Annotated in this window: 17 protein-coding genes; 6 read left to right on the forward strand and 11 right to left on the reverse strand. The window is 70.9% G+C overall.

Features of this window, described 5'->3' with window-relative positions; genetic code table 11:
- The first annotated feature begins 6 nt into the window (after window positions 1-6).
- Genes AFR_RS26205 through AFR_RS26220 form a run of 4 tightly spaced genes read left to right on the forward strand, consistent with a single transcriptional unit; the run spans window position 7 to window position 5,388 of the window.
- Window positions 7-1,158, forward strand: coding sequence for a DUF2786 domain-containing protein (locus AFR_RS26205; RefSeq protein ID WP_023364214.1), 1,152 nt, complete (start codon window positions 7-9; stop codon window positions 1,156-1,158).
- 46 nt (window positions 1,159-1,204) lie between these two features.
- Entirely contained in the window at window positions 1,205-1,600 is a 396-nt protein-coding gene (locus tag AFR_RS26210; RefSeq protein WP_148308063.1) for a hypothetical protein, read from the forward strand.
- A gap of 10 nt (window positions 1,601-1,610) precedes the next feature.
- Complete coding sequence (locus AFR_RS26215; RefSeq protein ID WP_438829945.1) at window positions 1,611-4,121, forward strand: caspase, EACC1-associated type; 2,511 nt, start codon at window positions 1,611-1,613, stop codon at window positions 4,119-4,121.
- Between the two features lies 1 nt (window position 4,122).
- Window positions 4,123-5,388: an extracellular solute-binding protein gene (locus tag AFR_RS26220; RefSeq protein WP_084298139.1), complete on the forward strand. Its 1,266-nt coding sequence runs from the start codon at window positions 4,123-4,125 to the stop codon at window positions 5,386-5,388.
- Between the two features lie 19 nt (window positions 5,389-5,407).
- On the opposite strand, the gene AFR_RS26225 is transcribed toward AFR_RS26220, so the two are convergent.
- Genes AFR_RS26225 through AFR_RS26240 form a run of 5 tightly spaced genes read right to left on the reverse strand, consistent with a single transcriptional unit; the run spans window position 5,408 to window position 9,126 of the window.
- Window positions 5,408-6,892, reverse strand: coding sequence for a M1 family metallopeptidase (locus AFR_RS26225; RefSeq protein ID WP_023364222.1), 1,485 nt, complete (start codon window positions 6,890-6,892; stop codon window positions 5,408-5,410).
- A gap of 50 nt (window positions 6,893-6,942) precedes the next feature.
- Window positions 6,943-7,617 carry a TMEM175 family protein gene (locus tag AFR_RS26230; protein WP_023364224.1) on the reverse strand — a complete coding sequence of 225 codons (675 nt, stop codon included), beginning with the start codon at window positions 7,615-7,617 and terminating at the stop codon, window positions 6,943-6,945.
- A complete protein-coding gene (locus AFR_RS45340) occupies window positions 7,614-8,201 on the reverse strand; it encodes a Fic family protein (RefSeq protein ID WP_052359473.1) in 588 nt (195 codons plus the stop codon). Before AFR_RS45340 ends, AFR_RS26230 begins: the two co-directional genes overlap by 4 nt.
- Entirely contained in the window at window positions 8,194-8,913 is a 720-nt protein-coding gene (locus AFR_RS45345) for a hypothetical protein (protein WP_052359474.1), read from the reverse strand. The genes AFR_RS45340 and AFR_RS45345 overlap by 8 nt, the downstream gene beginning before the upstream one ends.
- Window positions 8,914-8,931: 18 nt before the next feature.
- The gene (locus AFR_RS26240; RefSeq protein ID WP_023364226.1) at window positions 8,932-9,126 is read right to left on the reverse strand and encodes a ferredoxin; all 195 of its coding nucleotides are present in this window, start codon (window positions 9,124-9,126) and stop codon (window positions 8,932-8,934) included.
- A 201-nt stretch (window positions 9,127-9,327) separates the two neighbouring features.
- On the opposite strand from AFR_RS26240, the gene AFR_RS26245 reads away from it, so the two are divergent.
- Window positions 9,328-10,104: a sugar phosphate isomerase/epimerase family protein gene (locus AFR_RS26245; RefSeq protein WP_148308064.1), complete on the forward strand. Its 777-nt coding sequence runs from the start codon at window positions 9,328-9,330 to the stop codon at window positions 10,102-10,104.
- Here the strand turns inward: AFR_RS26245 and AFR_RS26250 are convergent.
- Genes AFR_RS26250 through AFR_RS26270 form a run of 5 tightly spaced genes read right to left on the reverse strand, consistent with a single transcriptional unit; the run spans window position 10,068 to window position 15,547 of the window.
- A complete protein-coding gene (locus AFR_RS26250) occupies window positions 10,068-11,156 on the reverse strand; it encodes a hypothetical protein (RefSeq protein ID WP_023364229.1) in 1,089 nt (362 codons plus the stop codon). The two genes, AFR_RS26245 and AFR_RS26250, sit on opposite strands and share 37 nt — an antisense overlap.
- A complete protein-coding gene (locus tag AFR_RS26255; RefSeq protein ID WP_041841151.1) occupies window positions 11,150-12,415 on the reverse strand; it encodes a glucarate dehydratase family protein in 1,266 nt (421 codons plus the stop codon). The genes AFR_RS26250 and AFR_RS26255 overlap by 7 nt, the downstream gene beginning before the upstream one ends.
- Window positions 12,412-13,293: a carbohydrate ABC transporter permease gene (locus tag AFR_RS26260; RefSeq protein WP_023364233.1), complete on the reverse strand. Its 882-nt coding sequence runs from the start codon at window positions 13,291-13,293 to the stop codon at window positions 12,412-12,414. The genes AFR_RS26255 and AFR_RS26260 overlap by 4 nt, the downstream gene beginning before the upstream one ends.
- Complete coding sequence (locus tag AFR_RS26265) at window positions 13,290-14,225, reverse strand: carbohydrate ABC transporter permease (RefSeq protein WP_023364235.1); 936 nt, start codon at window positions 14,223-14,225, stop codon at window positions 13,290-13,292. Before AFR_RS26265 ends, AFR_RS26260 begins: the two co-directional genes overlap by 4 nt.
- Window positions 14,222-15,547, reverse strand: coding sequence for a sugar ABC transporter substrate-binding protein (locus AFR_RS26270; RefSeq protein WP_041841152.1), 1,326 nt, complete (start codon window positions 15,545-15,547; stop codon window positions 14,222-14,224). Before AFR_RS26270 ends, AFR_RS26265 begins: the two co-directional genes overlap by 4 nt.
- A gap of 125 nt (window positions 15,548-15,672) precedes the next feature.
- On the opposite strand from AFR_RS26270, the gene AFR_RS26275 reads away from it, so the two are divergent.
- A complete protein-coding gene (locus AFR_RS26275; RefSeq protein WP_052359820.1) occupies window positions 15,673-16,485 on the forward strand; it encodes an IclR family transcriptional regulator in 813 nt (270 codons plus the stop codon).
- Here AFR_RS26275 and AFR_RS26280 read toward each other — a convergent pair.
- Entirely contained in the window at window positions 16,482-17,306 is an 825-nt protein-coding gene (locus AFR_RS26280) for an NAD-dependent epimerase/dehydratase family protein (RefSeq protein WP_023364241.1), read from the reverse strand. The genes AFR_RS26275 and AFR_RS26280 overlap by 4 nt on opposite strands.
- Window positions 17,307-17,434 lie beyond the last annotated feature (128 nt).

The following is a 17,434-nucleotide window of genomic DNA, read 5'->3' on the forward strand; positions in this document are numbered from 1 at the left end:
GACCTCGTGAAATCGGTGCGGGAGACGATCGCCGCGGTGGTCGCGGGGCAGACCGGGTACGAGGACGGCCTCGACCTGCTCGCCGTCGCGCCGGCCACGGAGGTCGACCCGGTCCTGACCGCGGCGCTGTTCGACGCCACCGCGCGGCTCTGGCGGGGTGGCTGGCAGCCCGCCGAGCTGCACCGGGTCGTGACCCGGCGCGGTTCAGGGGTGCAGCCGCTGCTGATCGCGGATGCCGTCGCGGCGTACCTGCGAGGTTTTGCCCCGAAGAGCGTCGACGCGCGCTGGCGGGCGCAGGCCACCGAGCTGGACGCCCGGCCCTGGTGGGGTGACGACGCCGATTACCTGCGGGAGACGGTCGCTCACCGCCGGGTCGACCGGGTGACGCTGATCGACGCGATGCTGTCGCTGCTCGCCCTGCTGGCGACGCTGCCACCGATCGAGATGCTGGTCCCGCCGCCGGGTCAGGCGACGCCGGCCCGGCGGGCGCCCGGCACCGACGCGAAGCTCGAACGGGTGCGGGCGCTGCTGGCCAAGGCCGAGGCCACCACGTTCCCGGCCGAGGCCGAGGCCTACACGGCCAAGGCGCAGGAGTTGATCTCGCGGCACAGCCTCGACGAGGCGCTGCTGAGCGCCGACAGCGAGACCGTGATCCCGTACGCCCGGCGCATCGGCGTCGACCACCCCTATGAGAACGAGAAGGCGTCGCTGCTGACCTCGGTGGCCCGCGCCAACCGCTGTCATGTCGTGTGGTCGCCCGAGTTCGGCTTCGCGACCGTGTTCGGCTTCGACGCCGACATCGACGCGGTCGACCTGCTGCACACCTCGCTGCTGGTCCAGGCGCACCGGGCGATGGCCCGCACCGAGCCGCCCGGCGGCAAGGCGGGACGGTCCCGGCTCAAGACCTTCCGGCAGTCGTTCCTGGTCGGCTATGCGGTCCGGATCGGTGAACGGCTCGCCGAGGCCAGCCGGGTGGCGCTGGAGCAGACCGGTGACACGTCGGCGCTGCTGCCGGTGCTGGCCTCCCGCGATCTGCGGGTCCGCGAGGCCCGTGACCGCTCGTTCCCGCAGACGGTCCGTGGGCGCGGCTTCCGGGTGGGCAACCTCGAGGGCTGGGAGTCGGGTCGGGAGGCGGCCGACGAGGCCCGGCTGCACTGAGGATCACGGACTGAAAGATCTTGATTCCACTGTGTAGGGTTCAAGTGTGGGCAAGACAATAGTGGTTCGCATCACCGTGGTGGCCGACGACGAGACCGCGTCCGACGAGGCCATGCACAAACTCCTCGACGAGCTGCACGACTTCGACGACATCGTCTCCGTCGAGCAGGCCACCCGGCCCGGCGAGGCTCCCGACGGCGCCAAGAGCGCCGAGCTGCTGGCCGTCGGCACCCTGCTGCTGACCATCGTCGCGCAGCCGGAAGTGCTGACCCACCTGCTGACCTACGTGGCCGACTGGCGGCGCCGGCAGGGCCGTAAGGGTCGAGGCCGCATCGAGCTCCGCACCCCTCGTGGCGAGCTGATCCTCACCAACGCCACCGACGCGCAGGCGGACCAGCTGATCAAGACGTTCATCGAGGAGGTCATCGACCCTGACTCGTAGACGTGCGCTGATCATCGCGACGCAGCGCTACCGCAGCAGGACCTTCGCCACGCTGCCCGGCACCACCAAGGACGCCGCCGACCTGAAACGTGTCCTCGCCGACCCGCGCATCGGGGACTTCGAGGTCAAGGTCCTCCACAATCCCACCGTGCGTGCGGCCGGGCTGGCGGTGAAGCGGTTCTTCTCCAAGGCCAAGCCGGACGACCTGTTGCTGCTGGCCATCACCGGACACGGCAAACGCGACGATCGCGGCAAACTGTTCTTCGTCAACCGCGACACCGTGCCCGACTCCCTGTGGGTCACCGGGCTCTCGGCCGAGCACGTCAGCCACGAGATGCGCAACAGTCCGGCGCGCAAGACCGTCGTGCTGCTCGACTGCTGTTTCTCCGGCGCTTTTGTGCACGACGAGGGTCTGGCCATCCCGCTCCCGCCGGCCGCGCCCGGCCAGGCCGCCACCGAGGAGGACGAGGAGGACCGGCGCACCCGCGGCACCGTGATCATCACGGCGTCGACGTCGATCGAGCAGGCCTTCGAGACGAACGGCGACGGCGACAAGATCCGTAGCGGTCTCTTCACCCGCTGTGTCGTGGACGGGCTCGAGACCGGGGAGGCCGACCTCAACCGGGACGGCGAGGTCGACGTCAACGAGCTGTACCAGTACGTCGCCACCCAGATGGGACGCATCGCGAAGGGGCGGCGGCAGAACCCGACCTATTCGGCGCACCGGATGCAGGGCGTCCTGCGGATCGCGCACAGTGCGCTGCCCCAGGTCGTCGATCGGCCGCAACCGGTCCGCACGCCGAGGCCGCGACCCGCACCGGTCCCCACGAACCACGGACCGCTGTCCCGGCGGGTGCTGGTGCCGCTGCTCGTGCTCGGTGGACTGCTCAGCGGCTGCGCCACGCAGGCGGACAGCACGATCGGCGGTGGCGGCTGCCCGACACCGGTGCAGGTCCGCGTGGCTGCCGCGCCGGGCGGGCTCACCGCGTACAGGGAGATAGCCGCCGGGTTCGAGGACTGGGTCGCCGGCCGGCAGCACGGCTGCCGCGGTGTTGATCTCTACGTCTATCCGGTCGAGGCCGGTGAGGTGACCGCGGGGCTGCGGCGGGGCTGGACGACCGGCGAGGACGGTGCCGACTACCTCCGCGACGCCGGGCCGCAACCGGACGTCTGGCTGCCGGCGGCGGCGACCGACGTGCCGCCCGGCGGGCTCCGGGACGTCATCGACCGCGTGGAGCAGGTCGCGCAGACACCGGTCGTGCTCGGTGTGCCCGCACGGGCCCGCGCCGACGACGGCCTGCGGCGGGCCGTGCTGTCCTGGCCGGACCTGTTCGCCGCGGTCAGCCGGGACCCCGGGGTCGTCCGCGCCGACTTCGCTTCCTCGGTGATCGCCCGCATGGCCACCGCCAAGCTGTACGCCGACGGCACGATCGACCAGGCCGTGGCGCGGACCACGGTCGAGCAGCCGCTGGAGAAGGCTCTCGACGCCGGCACCTACCCGGTCGGCGACGAGGCCGGCCTGCTGTGCCGGCAGCGGGCGGCCCGGAGCAGCACGGCCGTGATCGTCACCGAGCAGCAACTCGTCCGCTTCAACCGCGGTGATCCCCTCGACGGCGCGTGCACGGGTGCCGCTCCCCCGGCGTCCGCGGACCGGCTGCTGGCGTTCTATCCGGCCGACACGCCCGCGCTGGAGCAGGTCGTGGTGACGCTGGACTGGCAGGGACGCGCCCAGAGCGCGACGACCCGGGCGTACGCGACCTGGTTCGTGCGCTGGCTCCGGCAGATCCCGGGCCGCCAGGTGCTGCTTCGGGCCGGTCTGCGCCCGCCGGGCCTGGACGCGGACGAGCCCCTCGGGCCGGCTTACGGGGCTCTCACCGTCTGGCCGTTCGCCCGTGTCGTCCCTGACGAGCCGGACGAACTGACCCGCAGCGACACCGCCACGCTCCACGCGGCCACCCGCCGGCCCGGCCGGTTCCTGGTCGCGCTGGACGCGTCCGGCTCGATGAGGACCGTGACACCCGACCCGGATCGGACCCGCTTCGAGGTCGCGGCGGCCGCGGTCGAGCAGGCGGCCACCCGCTTGGGCCGGCGCGACGAGCTCGGCCTGCTCACTTTCAGCGGCCGGGCCACCCGTGAGGTGCTGCCGATCGCCCCGGCCGGTGCGGACCCCGTCGGCCGGGTCCACCGCGCCACGGCGCCGATCCAGCCGGCCGGGGGCACACCCCTCTACGAGGCGGTCCGCCGCGGCGCCTCCGCCCTGCGCGCCGGCCCGGGTGATCCACTGCGGACGCTGGTGGTGCTCACCGACGGTCAGGACACCAGCGGGCAGCCGCGCCCGTCGGCCGCACAGACCGCGGGTGTCCGCATCTTTGTCATCGCCGTCGGGGACGTGAGCTGCGCCGACGCCACGCTGGCGGGCCTGGCGACCGGCACCGGCGGCCGCTGTTTCGACGCCGGAAAGGGCTCACTCGAGCCGGTGCTCACCGGCCTGTTCCGGGCCGCCTGGGAAACGGGGAACTGACATGCCGCGCCGCAGACACTGGATGACGTTCGTCGCCGGCAACCTGACCGGCGCCGCCATCGCGGCCTGCCTGTTCGTCTTCGGCCCGCTCGCCGGCCCGGAGGAGCTCGAGAGCGGCGAACTGGTCATCCTCAGCGGGCAGGACGACAGCGCCGGCGGGCAGCGGCAGCAGCTGGTGACCATCTGGAACGACACCCACCCCCGCAACCAGGCCCGGATCGTCACCCTGCCGGAGGCCGCCGACGGCCAGTACGCCGAGATGGTCAACCGCGCCGGCGACGGCGGCACCGACATCTTCAACCTCGACGTGGCCTGGACCGCCCGCTTCGCCGCCCCGCCGTCCGGGCGCCGGCTGATCCGCCCGATCGACGAGTCGCTGCTGGCCGAGCGGCCGGACCAGGCGTTCATGACCAAGCCCCTGGCCACCTGCCGGTACGCCGATCAGCTGTGGGCACTGCCGTTCAACACCGACGCCGGCCTGCTCTACTACCGCACCGACCAGGGGCTGAAGCCGCCGTTCGACTGGTCGAAGATCCGTGCCGCCGGGACGAAGCCCGGTTTCAAGGCCACCTGGACCGGTCAGCTCAACAGTTACGAGGGACTCACGGTCAACTTCCTCGAGACCGTGTGGTCGCTGGGCGGTGACCTGGCGGTCGCGCCCGACGGCCGGGTCACTCTCGACCTGGCCAAGTGGGACGAGGCCGCCAAGCTGCTCACACCTTCACGGGACGCAAAACCGGGGCTGGTCCTGCCGGACTCGGTGTCGTTCGAGGAGACCAGCAGCCGGAGTGCGTTCCGGGACGGCCAGACGATGTTCATGCGCAACTGGCCGGTGGCCTACCGGGCCATGCGCACGGCCGAGCCGGCCGGCAAACCGTTCGCCTTCGACGTGACACGGCTGCCGGGTGACAGTGTCCTCGGCGGGCAGAATCTGGCGATCTCGGAGCGGACGACCAAGCCCCGGGCGGCGCAGGCCCTGATCGAGTTCCTGACCAACGAACGCAGTCAGCGGCTGCTCTTCGACAACGGCGGTTTTGCGGCGACCCGGGCCGCCGTCTACGAGGACGAGGCGATCAAGCAGAAGTACGCCTACCTGCCGCGGCTGCGCGAGGCGATCGACACCGCCCGTCTGCGCCCGGTCTCACCGAACTACGTGACGTTCAGCCGGGTGCTCAACGAGCGGGTGCACGAGGTGCTGGTCGGGCGTAGTCCGGCGTTGCCGCGGGATCTGGCCGACCAGCTGACGAGGGCCCTGCAGGGCCGATGATCCCGCAGGGCCCCGCCGCTCAGCTGTGGTCGCGCAGCAGCTCGTGCGTCTGCTGGATCTTGGCCCACGACTTCGGCGCCACCGGCTCCGCGAACGCCGACATGCCGTCCACGGCCGGCTTCGACGGCGTGTAGAGCCACGCGTCGAACAGGTCGTCGAGCTGCTCACCGGAGACCTTCTCGGCCAGCGCGATGAACTGCTCGGTGTTGCCGTTGCCGTACCTGTGCTCGGCCACCCACGTCTTCAGCAGCGTGAAGAAGTCCTGGTCGCCGATGGTGTTCCGGAGCTGGTGCAGCGTCATCGCCCCCCGGTCGTAGACGGCGCCACCGAAGATCTCCGACGGACCGGGCTCGGCCGGTGCGACGGTCCAGAAGTCGTCGGGCTCGACGGCGTACAGGTAGTCGAAGATCTCCTGGGCGGTGCCCTCACCCTGCTCCTCGGACCAGAGCCACTCGGCGTAACTGGCGAAGCCCTCGTTGAGCCAGATGTTCTTCCACTGGTCGACCGACACGGTGTCGCCGAACCACTGGTGGGCGTTCTCGTGCACGATCACCGACGTGTTCGACCCGGAGCGGAAGAAGCCGGACGAGTAGACCGGCCGCGTCTGGGTCTCCAGGGCAAAACCGAGGGTGTCCGGCGGGGCGACAACACCACCGCGGGCCTCGAACGCGTACGGGCCGAACAGCCCGCTCTCCCAGTCGACGATCTCGGCGGTCCGCTCGACACTGGCCTTGGCCGCGTCCTCGAAGTCGGGCGTGAGCAGGTCGGAGTACGCGTTGATGACCTGCTGGCCGTCGGCCGTGGTGTCACGGGTGATCTCGTACTGCCCGATGGCCAGGAACGCCAGGTAGGTCGCCTGGGGCTTGACCGACCGCCAGCTCCAGCGGGTCCAGCCCAGGATCTCCTGCACGGGGTTGCGCGGCATGACACCGTTGCTGATCACCTCGACACCGTCGGGCACGGCGACCGAGACGTCGAAGGTGGCCTTGTCGCTCGGGTGGTCGTTGCTCGGGAACCACCACCAGGCCTCCTCGGGCTCGCCCACCGCGAGGGCACCGTCGGGGGTGCGGACCCAGGCGGTGAAGCCGGCCGCGACCTTGTTGGACGGCACGCCGGAATACTGCACCACCACGGTCATCGCCTGGCCGTCGGTGACCGCCCGGGCCGGGGTCACGACCAGCTCGTGGTCACCCTCGCGCTTGAAGGTCGCGGGCCGGTTGTTGACCTTCACCGAGGCCACGTCGAGCACGAAGTCCAGGTGGAACGAGCTGAGGTCCTGCGTCGCCTCGGCCAGGATCGTGGTGGTGCCGGTCAGGCGGTCGTCGGACGGGTAGTACCGCAGCCGGACGTCGTAGTGCGAGACGTCGTAACCGCCGTTGCCGTAGTCGGGGAAATACTCGTCCCCCAGCCCGGCGCCGCCGGGTGCGGGTGCGGCCTGGGCCGGGAGCGCGCCACCGGCCAAGGTCAGTGCGGTGGCAAGCGTTGCCACCAGCAGTTTGCGCACGGTCGAACTTCCTTCCGTCGCGGACCGGGTCACGGTCCGGCTTGGAGTGGTCAGCTCGAACCTATCGAAGTCCTTCGACGCCTGCTCCCCCGGTTGAGGATCGCCCCGAGCACCGGGGTCAGCGTCCAGGCGATGATCACCCACGGCGTCCACCAGCACAGCACGATCGTGACCAGCCAGTACGCGGCGACGATCCACGAGGCCCGGGCACCCGCGGCGACCTCGGACGCGTCCACGTGGGCGTGCAGCAGGTCGTCCCGCAGCGCCTGGCTCTGAACACCGGCCCGGCAGATCAGCAGCCCGCCGACGGTCAGCACGAAGAGCAGCGCCGCGGCCGGGTTGGCGGTGTGGTGACCGTAGACCGTGGCCGGGTAGGGCAGGAAGCCGATGAGCAGCAGCAACGGGAAGTGCCAGGCGACCAGCCCGGGTGAGAGCCGGCCGATGCGGTCGAAGAGCGTGTGGTGCTGCCGCCAGGCCGTCCAGAGCATGAAGAAGGCCAGCAGGTAGGCGACGAACGAGCCGGTCTGGCCGGTCAGGAAGTGCCAGAGATGCCCGGCGGCCTGCGTCTTGCTCACGCCGTCGCCGACACTGAACTCCGGCGCCTCCTCGGGGCGCGGGATCTCGATGACCAGCAGCGTCATCGCGATGGCAAAAACGGCGTCGGTGAAGAACCCGACCCGCTCGGGGGTACGCCCGGCCTCGACGTCCGTGTTCTCAGCAGTCACGCCGGGAGCGTATGCCGATGCGTTCGCCGGCGGGTGGCGGCGATCATGATGTCGACCAGCCGGGCCAGGTCGGCGGCGCCCTCGGCGTCGTCGGCACGGCGTGTCACCAGCAGGATCGGCTCGGCACGGTCGAGGACCACACCGTCGCGCAGCAGGACGAAGTACAGCGCCAGCATCGCGGCGCGGGCGTTCGCGTCGGGGAACGGGTGGAAGAACGCGACGTCGAGGTAGACGCGGGCGGCCCGCGCGGCGACCGGCACGCCCGGTGCGACGGCTTCGGCGAGACACTCCGCGAGGCGTCGCTCGATGCCGGGATGCAGGCCGTAGTGCTCGCGGCCTCTCTTCGCGTACGCGGGGCCGGTCCGGAAGGTGGCCGGGAGGCCGAGCCAGGAGGCCAGGGTCTCGAAGGTGAGGACGTCGGCGGTACGGACCCGGGTCAGGGCCGGGAGGAGCTCGGGGCGGCGGTCCCGGACGAAGTCCTCGACGCCGTCGGCCCGGCCGCGGACCGGACCGGTCTCGACGCCGAGCCCGGACCAGGGGACGTGCTCGCGGATCCGCAGCCAGCCGAGCAGGTGATCAGTCATCGGTGGCGTGGGCGAGGTCCGCGCCGAGTTTCTCGGCCACCTCACGGATCTTGGTGTTCGACGGGCTCACCCAGCTCTGGAAACTGCCGCGGATGGTGCCTCTGATCAGCTCCTTGTGGTCCTGCACGGGATAATCGCCCGCGGCCAGGAACCAGTCGAGGACCAGGCTGAGATGGCCGTACCAGCCGCTGTCGCCCTGGGTGCGATCGGCGACCACCGTCGTCAGGTTGGCGACCGCGCGCTCGAAGGTGTCGAGCCGCACGTCGGCCGGCGCGTCCGCGGGCAGCGGCAGGAACCGCCCGAACCGCTCGGCCAGATCCTCCAGATGGTCCCGCCACTCCACCAGGCAGGTGGCGACCAGTTCCAGGGTGCCGTCGGGCGTGGTGATCGAATGCTGGGCGCAGCACCAGGACCCGACCGGGCCGCCGTCCCAGTCACCCTCGCCGGGCGACCAGCGCCAGCCGGAGGCCCACGAGCCGTAGTGCCGCACCAGCACCCGGCTGGCGTCGTTGGCCCACGGATCGGCCTCGCGCTTGTTCCACGCGCTGATCTGCGCATAGGGAGAACCCTTGGCGGGACGCTCGGGCGCCGGGGCCACCAGCTCCCGCACCACGGTCAGCGCCTGGTCCCGGTCGAACGGGTGCCGGGCCGGATCAACGTCCGGCCAGGTCAGGCGGAAGGGCTGGATGTCGTGCCACTCCGGTCCATACACCGGGCCATTCTGACAACCTCAGTCCAGCACGGTGATCACCGCGGCCGGGCAGTGGCGGACGGCCGACCGCACGGCCTCCCACTGCTCGGGCGGCGGCTCCGGGTCGAGGATGACCACCAGCGCCTCGTCCTGGTCCTGGTCGAAGACCGCCGGAGCGGTCATGGCGCAGGTGCCCGAGCCGATGCACAACTCCATGTCGACGGCGATCTTCACGAGCTCTCCTCACGTGGAGTCACCGCGTCCACACTGCACGGTCCCCCGCGCCGGGTCAATGGCCATAGCAAACCCTGCAAAAAGGACCCATTTTCCTGTACGCGCAGCGGCGCCGGCACCACCAGCAGGGGACCCGATTCCGGCGCCTCCGGTCGGCGCGCTGGGTGCATCAGCGCCGCTCGCTGCGTATCGTCCTCATCCATGGATGCCTTCCGCGTACTTGTCATGACGAAGCCGTTCGGGGAACTCGAGCCCGGGCGGCTCGCGGAGATTCTGGGCGGCATGAGCGCTGACGGTGGCGAGGTTGTCGTCCGGGACGGGCAGACCGTGACGCCCGGGGAGCCGCAGCGGCTGCTCGAGGTGGCGAAGGAGTTCGCCCGGCACGGGCTCGGGATCGACGTCGTCACGACCGATCTGGTGCGGGCCGACGCCACCGCCGACCGGGTCTTCGGGGTCTGCGCGGAGGCCGGTGTGCCGCTGGTCCGGGTGGGCTGGTGGCGGTACGACGCCGGGCTGGGGTATCAGCGCATCGCCGCCGAGGCCCGGCGGGAGCTGGCCGCCCTGGCCGCACTGGCGCGAAGGCATCACCTGAGGATCGCCCTGCAGCTGCATCACGGGACGATTCACCCCTCGGCAGCCCACGCGTTGCGGCTCACCGAGGAGCTTGCGGTCTACGCGGATCCGGGCAACCAGGTGATGGAGGGCCGCGAGGACCTGGCGATGAGCCTGGACCTGCTCGGTGACCGGGTGGCCTGCGTGGGCGTCAAGAACGCGGCCTGGCTCGGCGAGCGGCTCGGCTGGCAGCCGCTCGCCGACGGTGGTGTCCTCGAGTGGCCGGACATCCTGCGGACCCTGCACCAGCGTGGCTACGACGGACCGCTCTCCCTGCACGCGCACTACCCGATGACCGATCCCGGGGCCACCGTCGCGCGGGACCTGCGTCATCTCCGGGAAGCGATCTCCCTGAGCAGGTCCTGACGCCCGCGACCGGCCAGGCCCAGGTGGTACAGGCTGATCCGGCTCGCCCCGGCCGCCCGCAACCGGTCCACGTGCGCCGGCAGCACACCGGGGTCGGCCGGTGGCAGCACCGTCACGTACGCGTCCACGGGCACACCGGTCGCCGCCGCCTGGCGTACGAGGTCAGCGGAGGCCAGGGTGGTCGGCCAGGCCGGGACGAGCAGGGCGTCGACGTCGGCCGCCGCGGCCGGCGTGAGCCCGGGTGACGGGCCGGTGGCCCAGGGGTCCGGGTTGGCGTGCAGGGTGATCGGCCTGCCCGGGGACCGGACCGCCGCCAGCACCTCGGCGCGGAGAGCGTCCGTGTTCGCCTGCCGGTTCGCGAGCACCTCGGCCAGCAGCTCCGCGGGTGGCTCCACGGAGGCACGGACGGCTTCGCGCAGGGTGGCGACGATCGTGTCGGGGTTCGTCCAGCCGGACCGGCAGGCGGCGCAGCAGCAGATGGACAGCAGCCGTACGGCCAGGTCGCTCCACGCGCCGTCGGTCTTCTCGTGGTGGCCGAGGTGCTGGAGCCCCAGCTGACCGCACGCCTCCAGCGAGATCCCGTCGACGTCCAGCCCGTGTACGGCCTCGGCCGCCAGCGTCGCCGCATAGGCGCGCACCGCCGGATGCGCCGGGCACAACGCGTACGGGTAGTGCTCGCCGAAGCAGTTGACCACCGTGACGGACGGGTTCTCGAGGCCCAGCCGGGTGTTGTGGGTCAGCACGATCCACGCGGTGACGGCCAGCCCGGCCGACCGCAGCACCTCGGCCGCCTCGCCGAACGGGTCCTTCTCGTCCAGCCAGTCCGGGGCCGCCGCCCGCAGCAGCTGCCCTTTCCAGGCGGACTCCCGGACCGGGCGGTACAACGCCGCGTAGCGGGCGTCGACGATCTGCCGCGCGGGGTGCAGCGGTGTCGCCGCACGGGTCGAGTGATAAGTCGCTGCCAGCGTCACGGACGGCACAGCAGTGGCGGCCCGCGCCACGAAGTCCGGGTCGCCGAGCACGTCCCACGGGTACGCGTGCCCGCTCACCATCGTGGCCTCAGCTTCTCGTAACCAGGCTCGAACCGGCGCCGGTACGCGGTGTCGTCGCGTTCGGTGATCCCGCAGGCGACGTAGTTCTCGTGGAGCCGGGCCAGCGCGTCCGGGTCGACGGCCACCCCGAGACCCGGTGCGTCGGGCACGACCACGTCACCGTCCACAAAGGTCAGCGGCGAATCGACGACGTCCACCCCGAGCTGCCACGGCAGATGGGTGTCCACGGCGTACGTGAGGTTCGGTGTGGCCGCCGCCAGGTGTGTCATCGCGGCGAGCGAGATGCCGAGGTGACTGTTGGAGTGCATCGACAGGCCGAGCCCCCACGTGTCGCAGATCGTCGCGAGCCGGGCCGACGCGGACAGCCCACCCCAGTAGTGGTGGTCGGCGAGCACGATGCCGACCGAGCCACGTGCCACCGACTCGGGCAGGTCCGCGAACTGAACCACACACATGTTCGTGGCCAGGGGCATCGGGGCGAGCGCGGCGACCTCGGCCATGCCGGCCAGGCCACCGGTCGGGTCCTCCAGATATTCGAGCAGCCCGGCGGTCTCCTCGGCGACCTTGACCGAGGTGCCCACGGTCCAGGCGCAGTTCGGGTCGAGGCGCAGCGGCAGGCCGGGGAACTCCGCGCGGAGCGCCCGGATCGCGGCGATCTCCTCGTCCGGCGGGAACACCCCACCCTTGAGCTTGATCGACCGGAAGCCGTACCGGTCGACCAGCTTTCGGGCCTGCGCCACGATCCCGGCCGGGTCGAGGGCCTCGCCGTACTCGTCCGGCTCGGCGCCCGGATGACCGGCCCACTTGTAGAACAGGTACGCGGAGAACGGCACCGTGTCCCGGACCTTGCCGCCGAGCAGGGCGTGCACGGGCCGGCCGATGGCCTTCCCCTGCAGGTCGAGCAGCGCGACCTCGAACGGCGACACGACCCGGGCCAGCGTCTTCGCGGCGCTGGAACCGCCGGTCAGCCCGTGCCGGTCCGGGGTGTCGACGGTGCCGATGGCCGCCGCGACCCGGCTGCGCAGACCCGCGAGGTCGAAGACGTCGAGGCCGGTCAGCGAACGAGCGGCCGCGGCCAGCAGAGCCAGGTGCGGCGCGTCACCGTAGGTCTCGCCGACGCCGGTCAGGCCGTCACCGCAGCGGATCTCCACGATCGCGCGCAGCGCCCACGGCTCGTGCACACCGGCCGAGTTGAGCAACGGCGGGTCGGGGAACGCGATCGGGGTCACCGCCACGTCGCGTACCGGAAGGTCTGTCATCCTTTGATCGCTCCCGAGGTGAGGCCGCGCATGAACTGGCGTTGCAGGGCGAGGAACGCCAGCACGGAAGGCAGCAGGGCGAGCAGCGCGGCGGCCAGCAGGACACCGAGCCCGACCTGATCGTCGCTGCGCAGGGTCCGCAACGCCAGCGGCAGCGTGAACTGAGCGGCGTCGTCGGCGACCAGCAGCGGCAACATGTACTGGTCCCAGATCATCGTGAAGCCGAAGATGCCGATGACACCGAGCGCGGGCCGGCACAGCGGCAGCACCACGGACCAGAAGATCCGCAGGTCACCGGCGCCGTCGAGCCGGGCGGCCTCCTCCAGCTCGGCGGGGATCTCCTTCATGAACTCCGTCATGACCAGGATCGAGAACGCCCACGCGCCGACGGGCACGATCATGCCGGCCAGCGTGCCGATGAGGTTGACGTGCAAGATCGGCACGTCGGCCAGCACGAGCGACAACGGGATCGCCAGGATCTCCTCGGGCAGCATCAGCGTGGAGAGGATCAGGAGCATGACCAGCTGCAGGCCCGGGAATCGCTTCCGGGCCAGTGCGTACGCCGCAGAAACGCTGACCAGGATCTGGAGCAGCAGCCCGCAGCCGACGACGATGAACGAGTTGGCCAGGTACCGCAGCACGTCCCGGTCGATGGCGGCGGCGAAGTTGTCGAGGGTCAGCCCGCGCGGGATCAGCGTGAGCCGCGTCGGATCGGTCACCGGCCCGAACGCGCTGACCAGCAACGCGATCAGCGGCCCGGAAAAAACGGCCACCAGCACCAGATAGAGCAGCACCCGCGCGGCGAACGCGACGGGGCCGGGAGCCGCGCCCCAGCCGAGGGCGGTGTCGAGCCGGGCTCCGGCGTTGCGGCGGCTCATCGCTGCTCCCCCCGGCGCCGGGCCACCTGGACGGCGACGGTCAGCACCACCGTGGCGAGCAGCAGCAGGACCGAGCCGGCCGAGGCGATGCCGAGCTCGTTGCGTTCCAGGCCGAGTTTGTAGACGAGCGTCATGACGACCTCCGACGCGCCGTTCGGGCCGCCGTTGGTGAGCAGGAAGATCTCGGTGAAGACCCGCAGGCCGCGGATGGCGGCGAGGGTCAGCAGGATGGTCAGGACCGGTCGCAGCGCGGGGATCGTCACGTGCCACAGCCGGCGCAACGGCCCGGCGCCGTCGGCCGCCGCCGCCTCGTAGAGGGTCCGGTCCACACCGGCCAGCCCGGCCAGGAAGATCATCATGTCGTACGGGGCGCCGCGCCAGATGCCGACACCCATGACCGACCACAACGACGAGCCGGCGTCGTTGAGGAACTGCGACGGGCCGACGCCGACCCAGCCCAGGATGCTGTTGATCGCGCCGTCCCCGGCCGGGTAGTAGAGGATGCGCCACAGCTCCGCGACCACGGCCATGGCGGCGACCGTCGGCAGGAACACCGCCGTACGCACGAACCACAGGCCGCGGGACGAGCCCTCCAGCAGCAGCGCGAGGGCGAACCCGAGGACGAGCGAGCCGACGGTCTGACCGACCGCGAGCACGATCGTGTGGCCGATCGCGTCGGTGAACGACGGGTTGGTGAGCACCTCGCGGTAGTTGTCCAGGCCGACAAAACGATCGCCGAGGTAGGGGCGCACCTCGTGGAAGCTCATCTCCACGGCACGGAACATCGGCACGAACTTGAACACCGCGAACAGCAGCAGGGCCGGGGCGAGGAAGAGCCACGCGGGCAGATGCCTGCGGAAGCGGCTCCGCCGCACCGGTGCGACGGACGGGGGCTCGTCCGTGCGTACCGGCGCGGCGGGCGCCATCGTCATCCCTTGACCCCCTGCTTGGTCAGCTCCTCGTCAAAGGTCTTGGCGAGCTTGTCGAGCTCGGTCTTGGTGTCCGAGGAACAGTTCGCAACGATGCCGTTGAGGGCTTCGGCGGCGGACTGGCGGAACGGCGTCCAGTCGGGCACCGCCGGGGTGTAGCGGCCGGAGGACTTGAAGACCTCCTCGAACGTCGCCCACCGCGTGTCCTTGCGGACCGAGGCCAGCTGCACGGTCGAGTTGACCGGCAGCCGGACGATGCCACCGTCGGAGTCACCGGCCATGCCGATGGTCTGACCCGCGACGGAGACGGCGTACTCGGCGAACTTCTGCTGCCCGGTCTCGTTGGTGCTGCCGGCCATCAGGTAGACGTTCTCCCCCTCGGCGAGCGACTGCGCCTTGCCACCGGGACCGGCCGGCAGCGCGACCACCTCGTACTTGTCCTTGCCGAGGCTCTTGTCGAACCGCGCCATGTTGTACGGCCCGGTAAAGTAGATCCCGCCCTTGCCCGTCTCGAAGAGCGGATGCGCCTGCGTGGTCTCGAGGGTGACCGCCCCGGGGACGACGTCCTTGTCGGTGCAGAACTGCTTCTTGAACTCGTCGACCACCGCGACCGACTGCGGGGTGTTGATCGCCGGCGTGTAGTTGCCGGCGTCACCGCTGAGGAAGTCGCCGCCACCGGACCACAGGAAGCTGGTCAGGTACCAGGCCGTGTAACCGCGCTTGGTGGAGCCGGGTACGACATAGCCGTACGTGTCGGCCTTGCCGTTGCCGTCAGGGTCGCCCGTGGTGAAGGACTTGGCGAGGGCGTCCAGATCGGCCCAGCTCTTCGGCAGCTCAGCACCGACCTTCTCCCGCCAGTCCTTGCGGATGAAGAGCGCAAACGACTGGGCCGAGAACGGTACGCCGAAGGTCTTGCCGTCGGCGCTCGTGGCGGCGTCCCACGAGGTCGGGGTGAGGTCGGCGCCACCGGCCAGCGCGGTCTTGTCCACCTCACGGACCAGACCCTGCTTGACGAGCGTGCCGAGCTGCGCGGTGTCGTTGATGACGATGTCGGGCAGATCCTTCTGGGCCGCGGCCTGCTGGAGCTTCGTCTCGAAGTCCTCGAAGAGCGCGGTGACCTTGGCCGGGGTGCCGGTGGCGGCGGTGAATCCGGCGGCGATCGCCTGGGCGGTCTTCTCGGAGCCGGAGCCCGGGGGTTTGCGGATCCAGATGTCCAGCGCTGCGTTCGCGTCCTGTTCCGGCGCACCGTCGTCGCCGCAGGCGGTGAGCCCGGTGGCGGTGATCAGTACGGCCACGGCCGCGGCCAGCAGTCTTCTGGTAGACATGTGGATGCCTCCTGTCTACATATGTGGAAGCGTTTCGAGCTTGTGGAAGGCAAGTACGCACAAGCTAGCTTTCGGTACTATGGCCGTCAACAGTCCTGAAACAATCGATCGCGATGGTGGCTGACATGGCTCTTGCTCGATCCCGACCGGCCACCCACACATCCATCACCGCGAATGACTCCTCGCCGGTCAAGTCGGCGGAGCGCACGGTGAAGATCCTCGAGACGCTCGCCGCCTCACCGACCAAACTGACACTGTCGGAGCTCCAGGAACGCATGGGCTACCCGCGGTCGAGCCTGCACGCCCTGGTCCGCACGCTGCGCGAGCTCAAGTGGGTCGAGTCCGACGAGAGCGGCTCGGCCTTCGGCGTCGGCCCCCACGCCCTTCTCTCCGGTACGGCCTACCTGGACCGTGACCCGGCGCTGCGGTTCGCGTACGAAACTCTCGAGGATCTGCGGACCGAGGTCGGGCACACGATCCACTACGCCCGCCGGGACGACACCCACGTGCTCTACCTGGCCAGCCGCGAGTCCCGCGAGGCCGAACGGGTCATCTCCCGGGTCGGCCGCCGGCTGCCCGCCCACGTCACCGGGCTCGGCCAGGCGCTGCTCGCCGAGCTGACCGAGGCCGAAGTGGACACACTGCTGCCGGCCGAGCTCGAGTCGGTCACCCCCAGCACGATCACCGGCCGCGCCGCCCTGCACGCCGAGCTCGACGCGGTCCGCAAGCGCGGCTGGGCCTTCGAGGTCGAGCAGGGCACCGAGGGTGTCGCCTGCGTGGCCGTCGCGGTCGGCTACCGGATCCCGGCCACCGACGCCATCTCCTGCTCGATGCCGGCCGACCTGGCCAAGGGCGCCCACCTGGACAAGGTGGTGGCGGCCGTGACCGCCCACACCCACGCGCTCGCGACGACCCTGCGCCGCGAGGGCATCCGCTAGCCCATACGCTGACCGAGCGGGTGGTCGCACCAGTACGAGCCGACGCGGTTCAACAGCGGGTCGTGCTCGAAGTCGGGCTCGCCGAACTCCGCCACGTACCGCTCCGCGAAGATCTCGGCGTCGTCCTTCGGGAAGTAGCCGATCGCCTCGCCCTCGGCCAGTGACCACCAGCGGCGGGTGTTGCGGCTGACACCCCAGACGATCCGATATCCCGGATGCTCGACGGCGACACAGGCCTCGACCAGCCGGGCGCCGTCGTCGGGTGACAGCCAGAGGGCCAGCCCGCGCAGCTGCGGCGGCGTCGGGAACCACAGGCCGATGCGCAGGCAGATCACGTCCAGGCCGAAGCGGTCCACGTACAGGCGGCCCAGCGACTCGACGGCGGTCTTGCTCCAGCCGTACAGGGTGTCGGGGCGGGGCGGGAGGTCGGCCGGGAGCCCGTCGGGGTAGCTGTCGTCGCGCTCGTGGAAACCGACGGCATGACTCGACGACGCCAGGACAACCCGCTTCACCCCGGCGCGGCGGGCCGCCTCCAGGACACAATAGGTCCCGTACGCGTTGAGCCGCAGCACGTCCTCGGCGTCGGACTCCTTGCTCTGCCCACCCAGGTGGACGATCGCGTCCACGTCCGCGAACGCCGCGGTCAGGGCGTCGAGGTCGTCCACCGAGGCGATGACCACCTCCTCGTCGCCGCTCCCGTCGACCGGCGCCGGCGCCACGATGTCCAGCAGTCGCAGCGTGCGCCCCGGGGCGGCCAGGCGCGGGCGCAACGAGGTCGCCACCTTGCCCGAGCCGCCGGTGATGAGGAGTCGCTGAGCCATCGGATACCTCCGCAGATGTGACCGTCGTCGATGCGCCGGGAGCCTAGCACCGCATTCCCATACGTATCACTTGCTTGACCGGATAATCCGCCGCGCCTAGGTTGGATGCCGTTCAGCATTACGTTGTG

This window comes from Amorphoplanes friuliensis DSM 7358, assembly GCF_000494755.1.
GTDB classification, from domain to species: Bacteria; Actinomycetota; Actinomycetes; order Mycobacteriales; family Micromonosporaceae; genus Actinoplanes; species Actinoplanes friuliensis.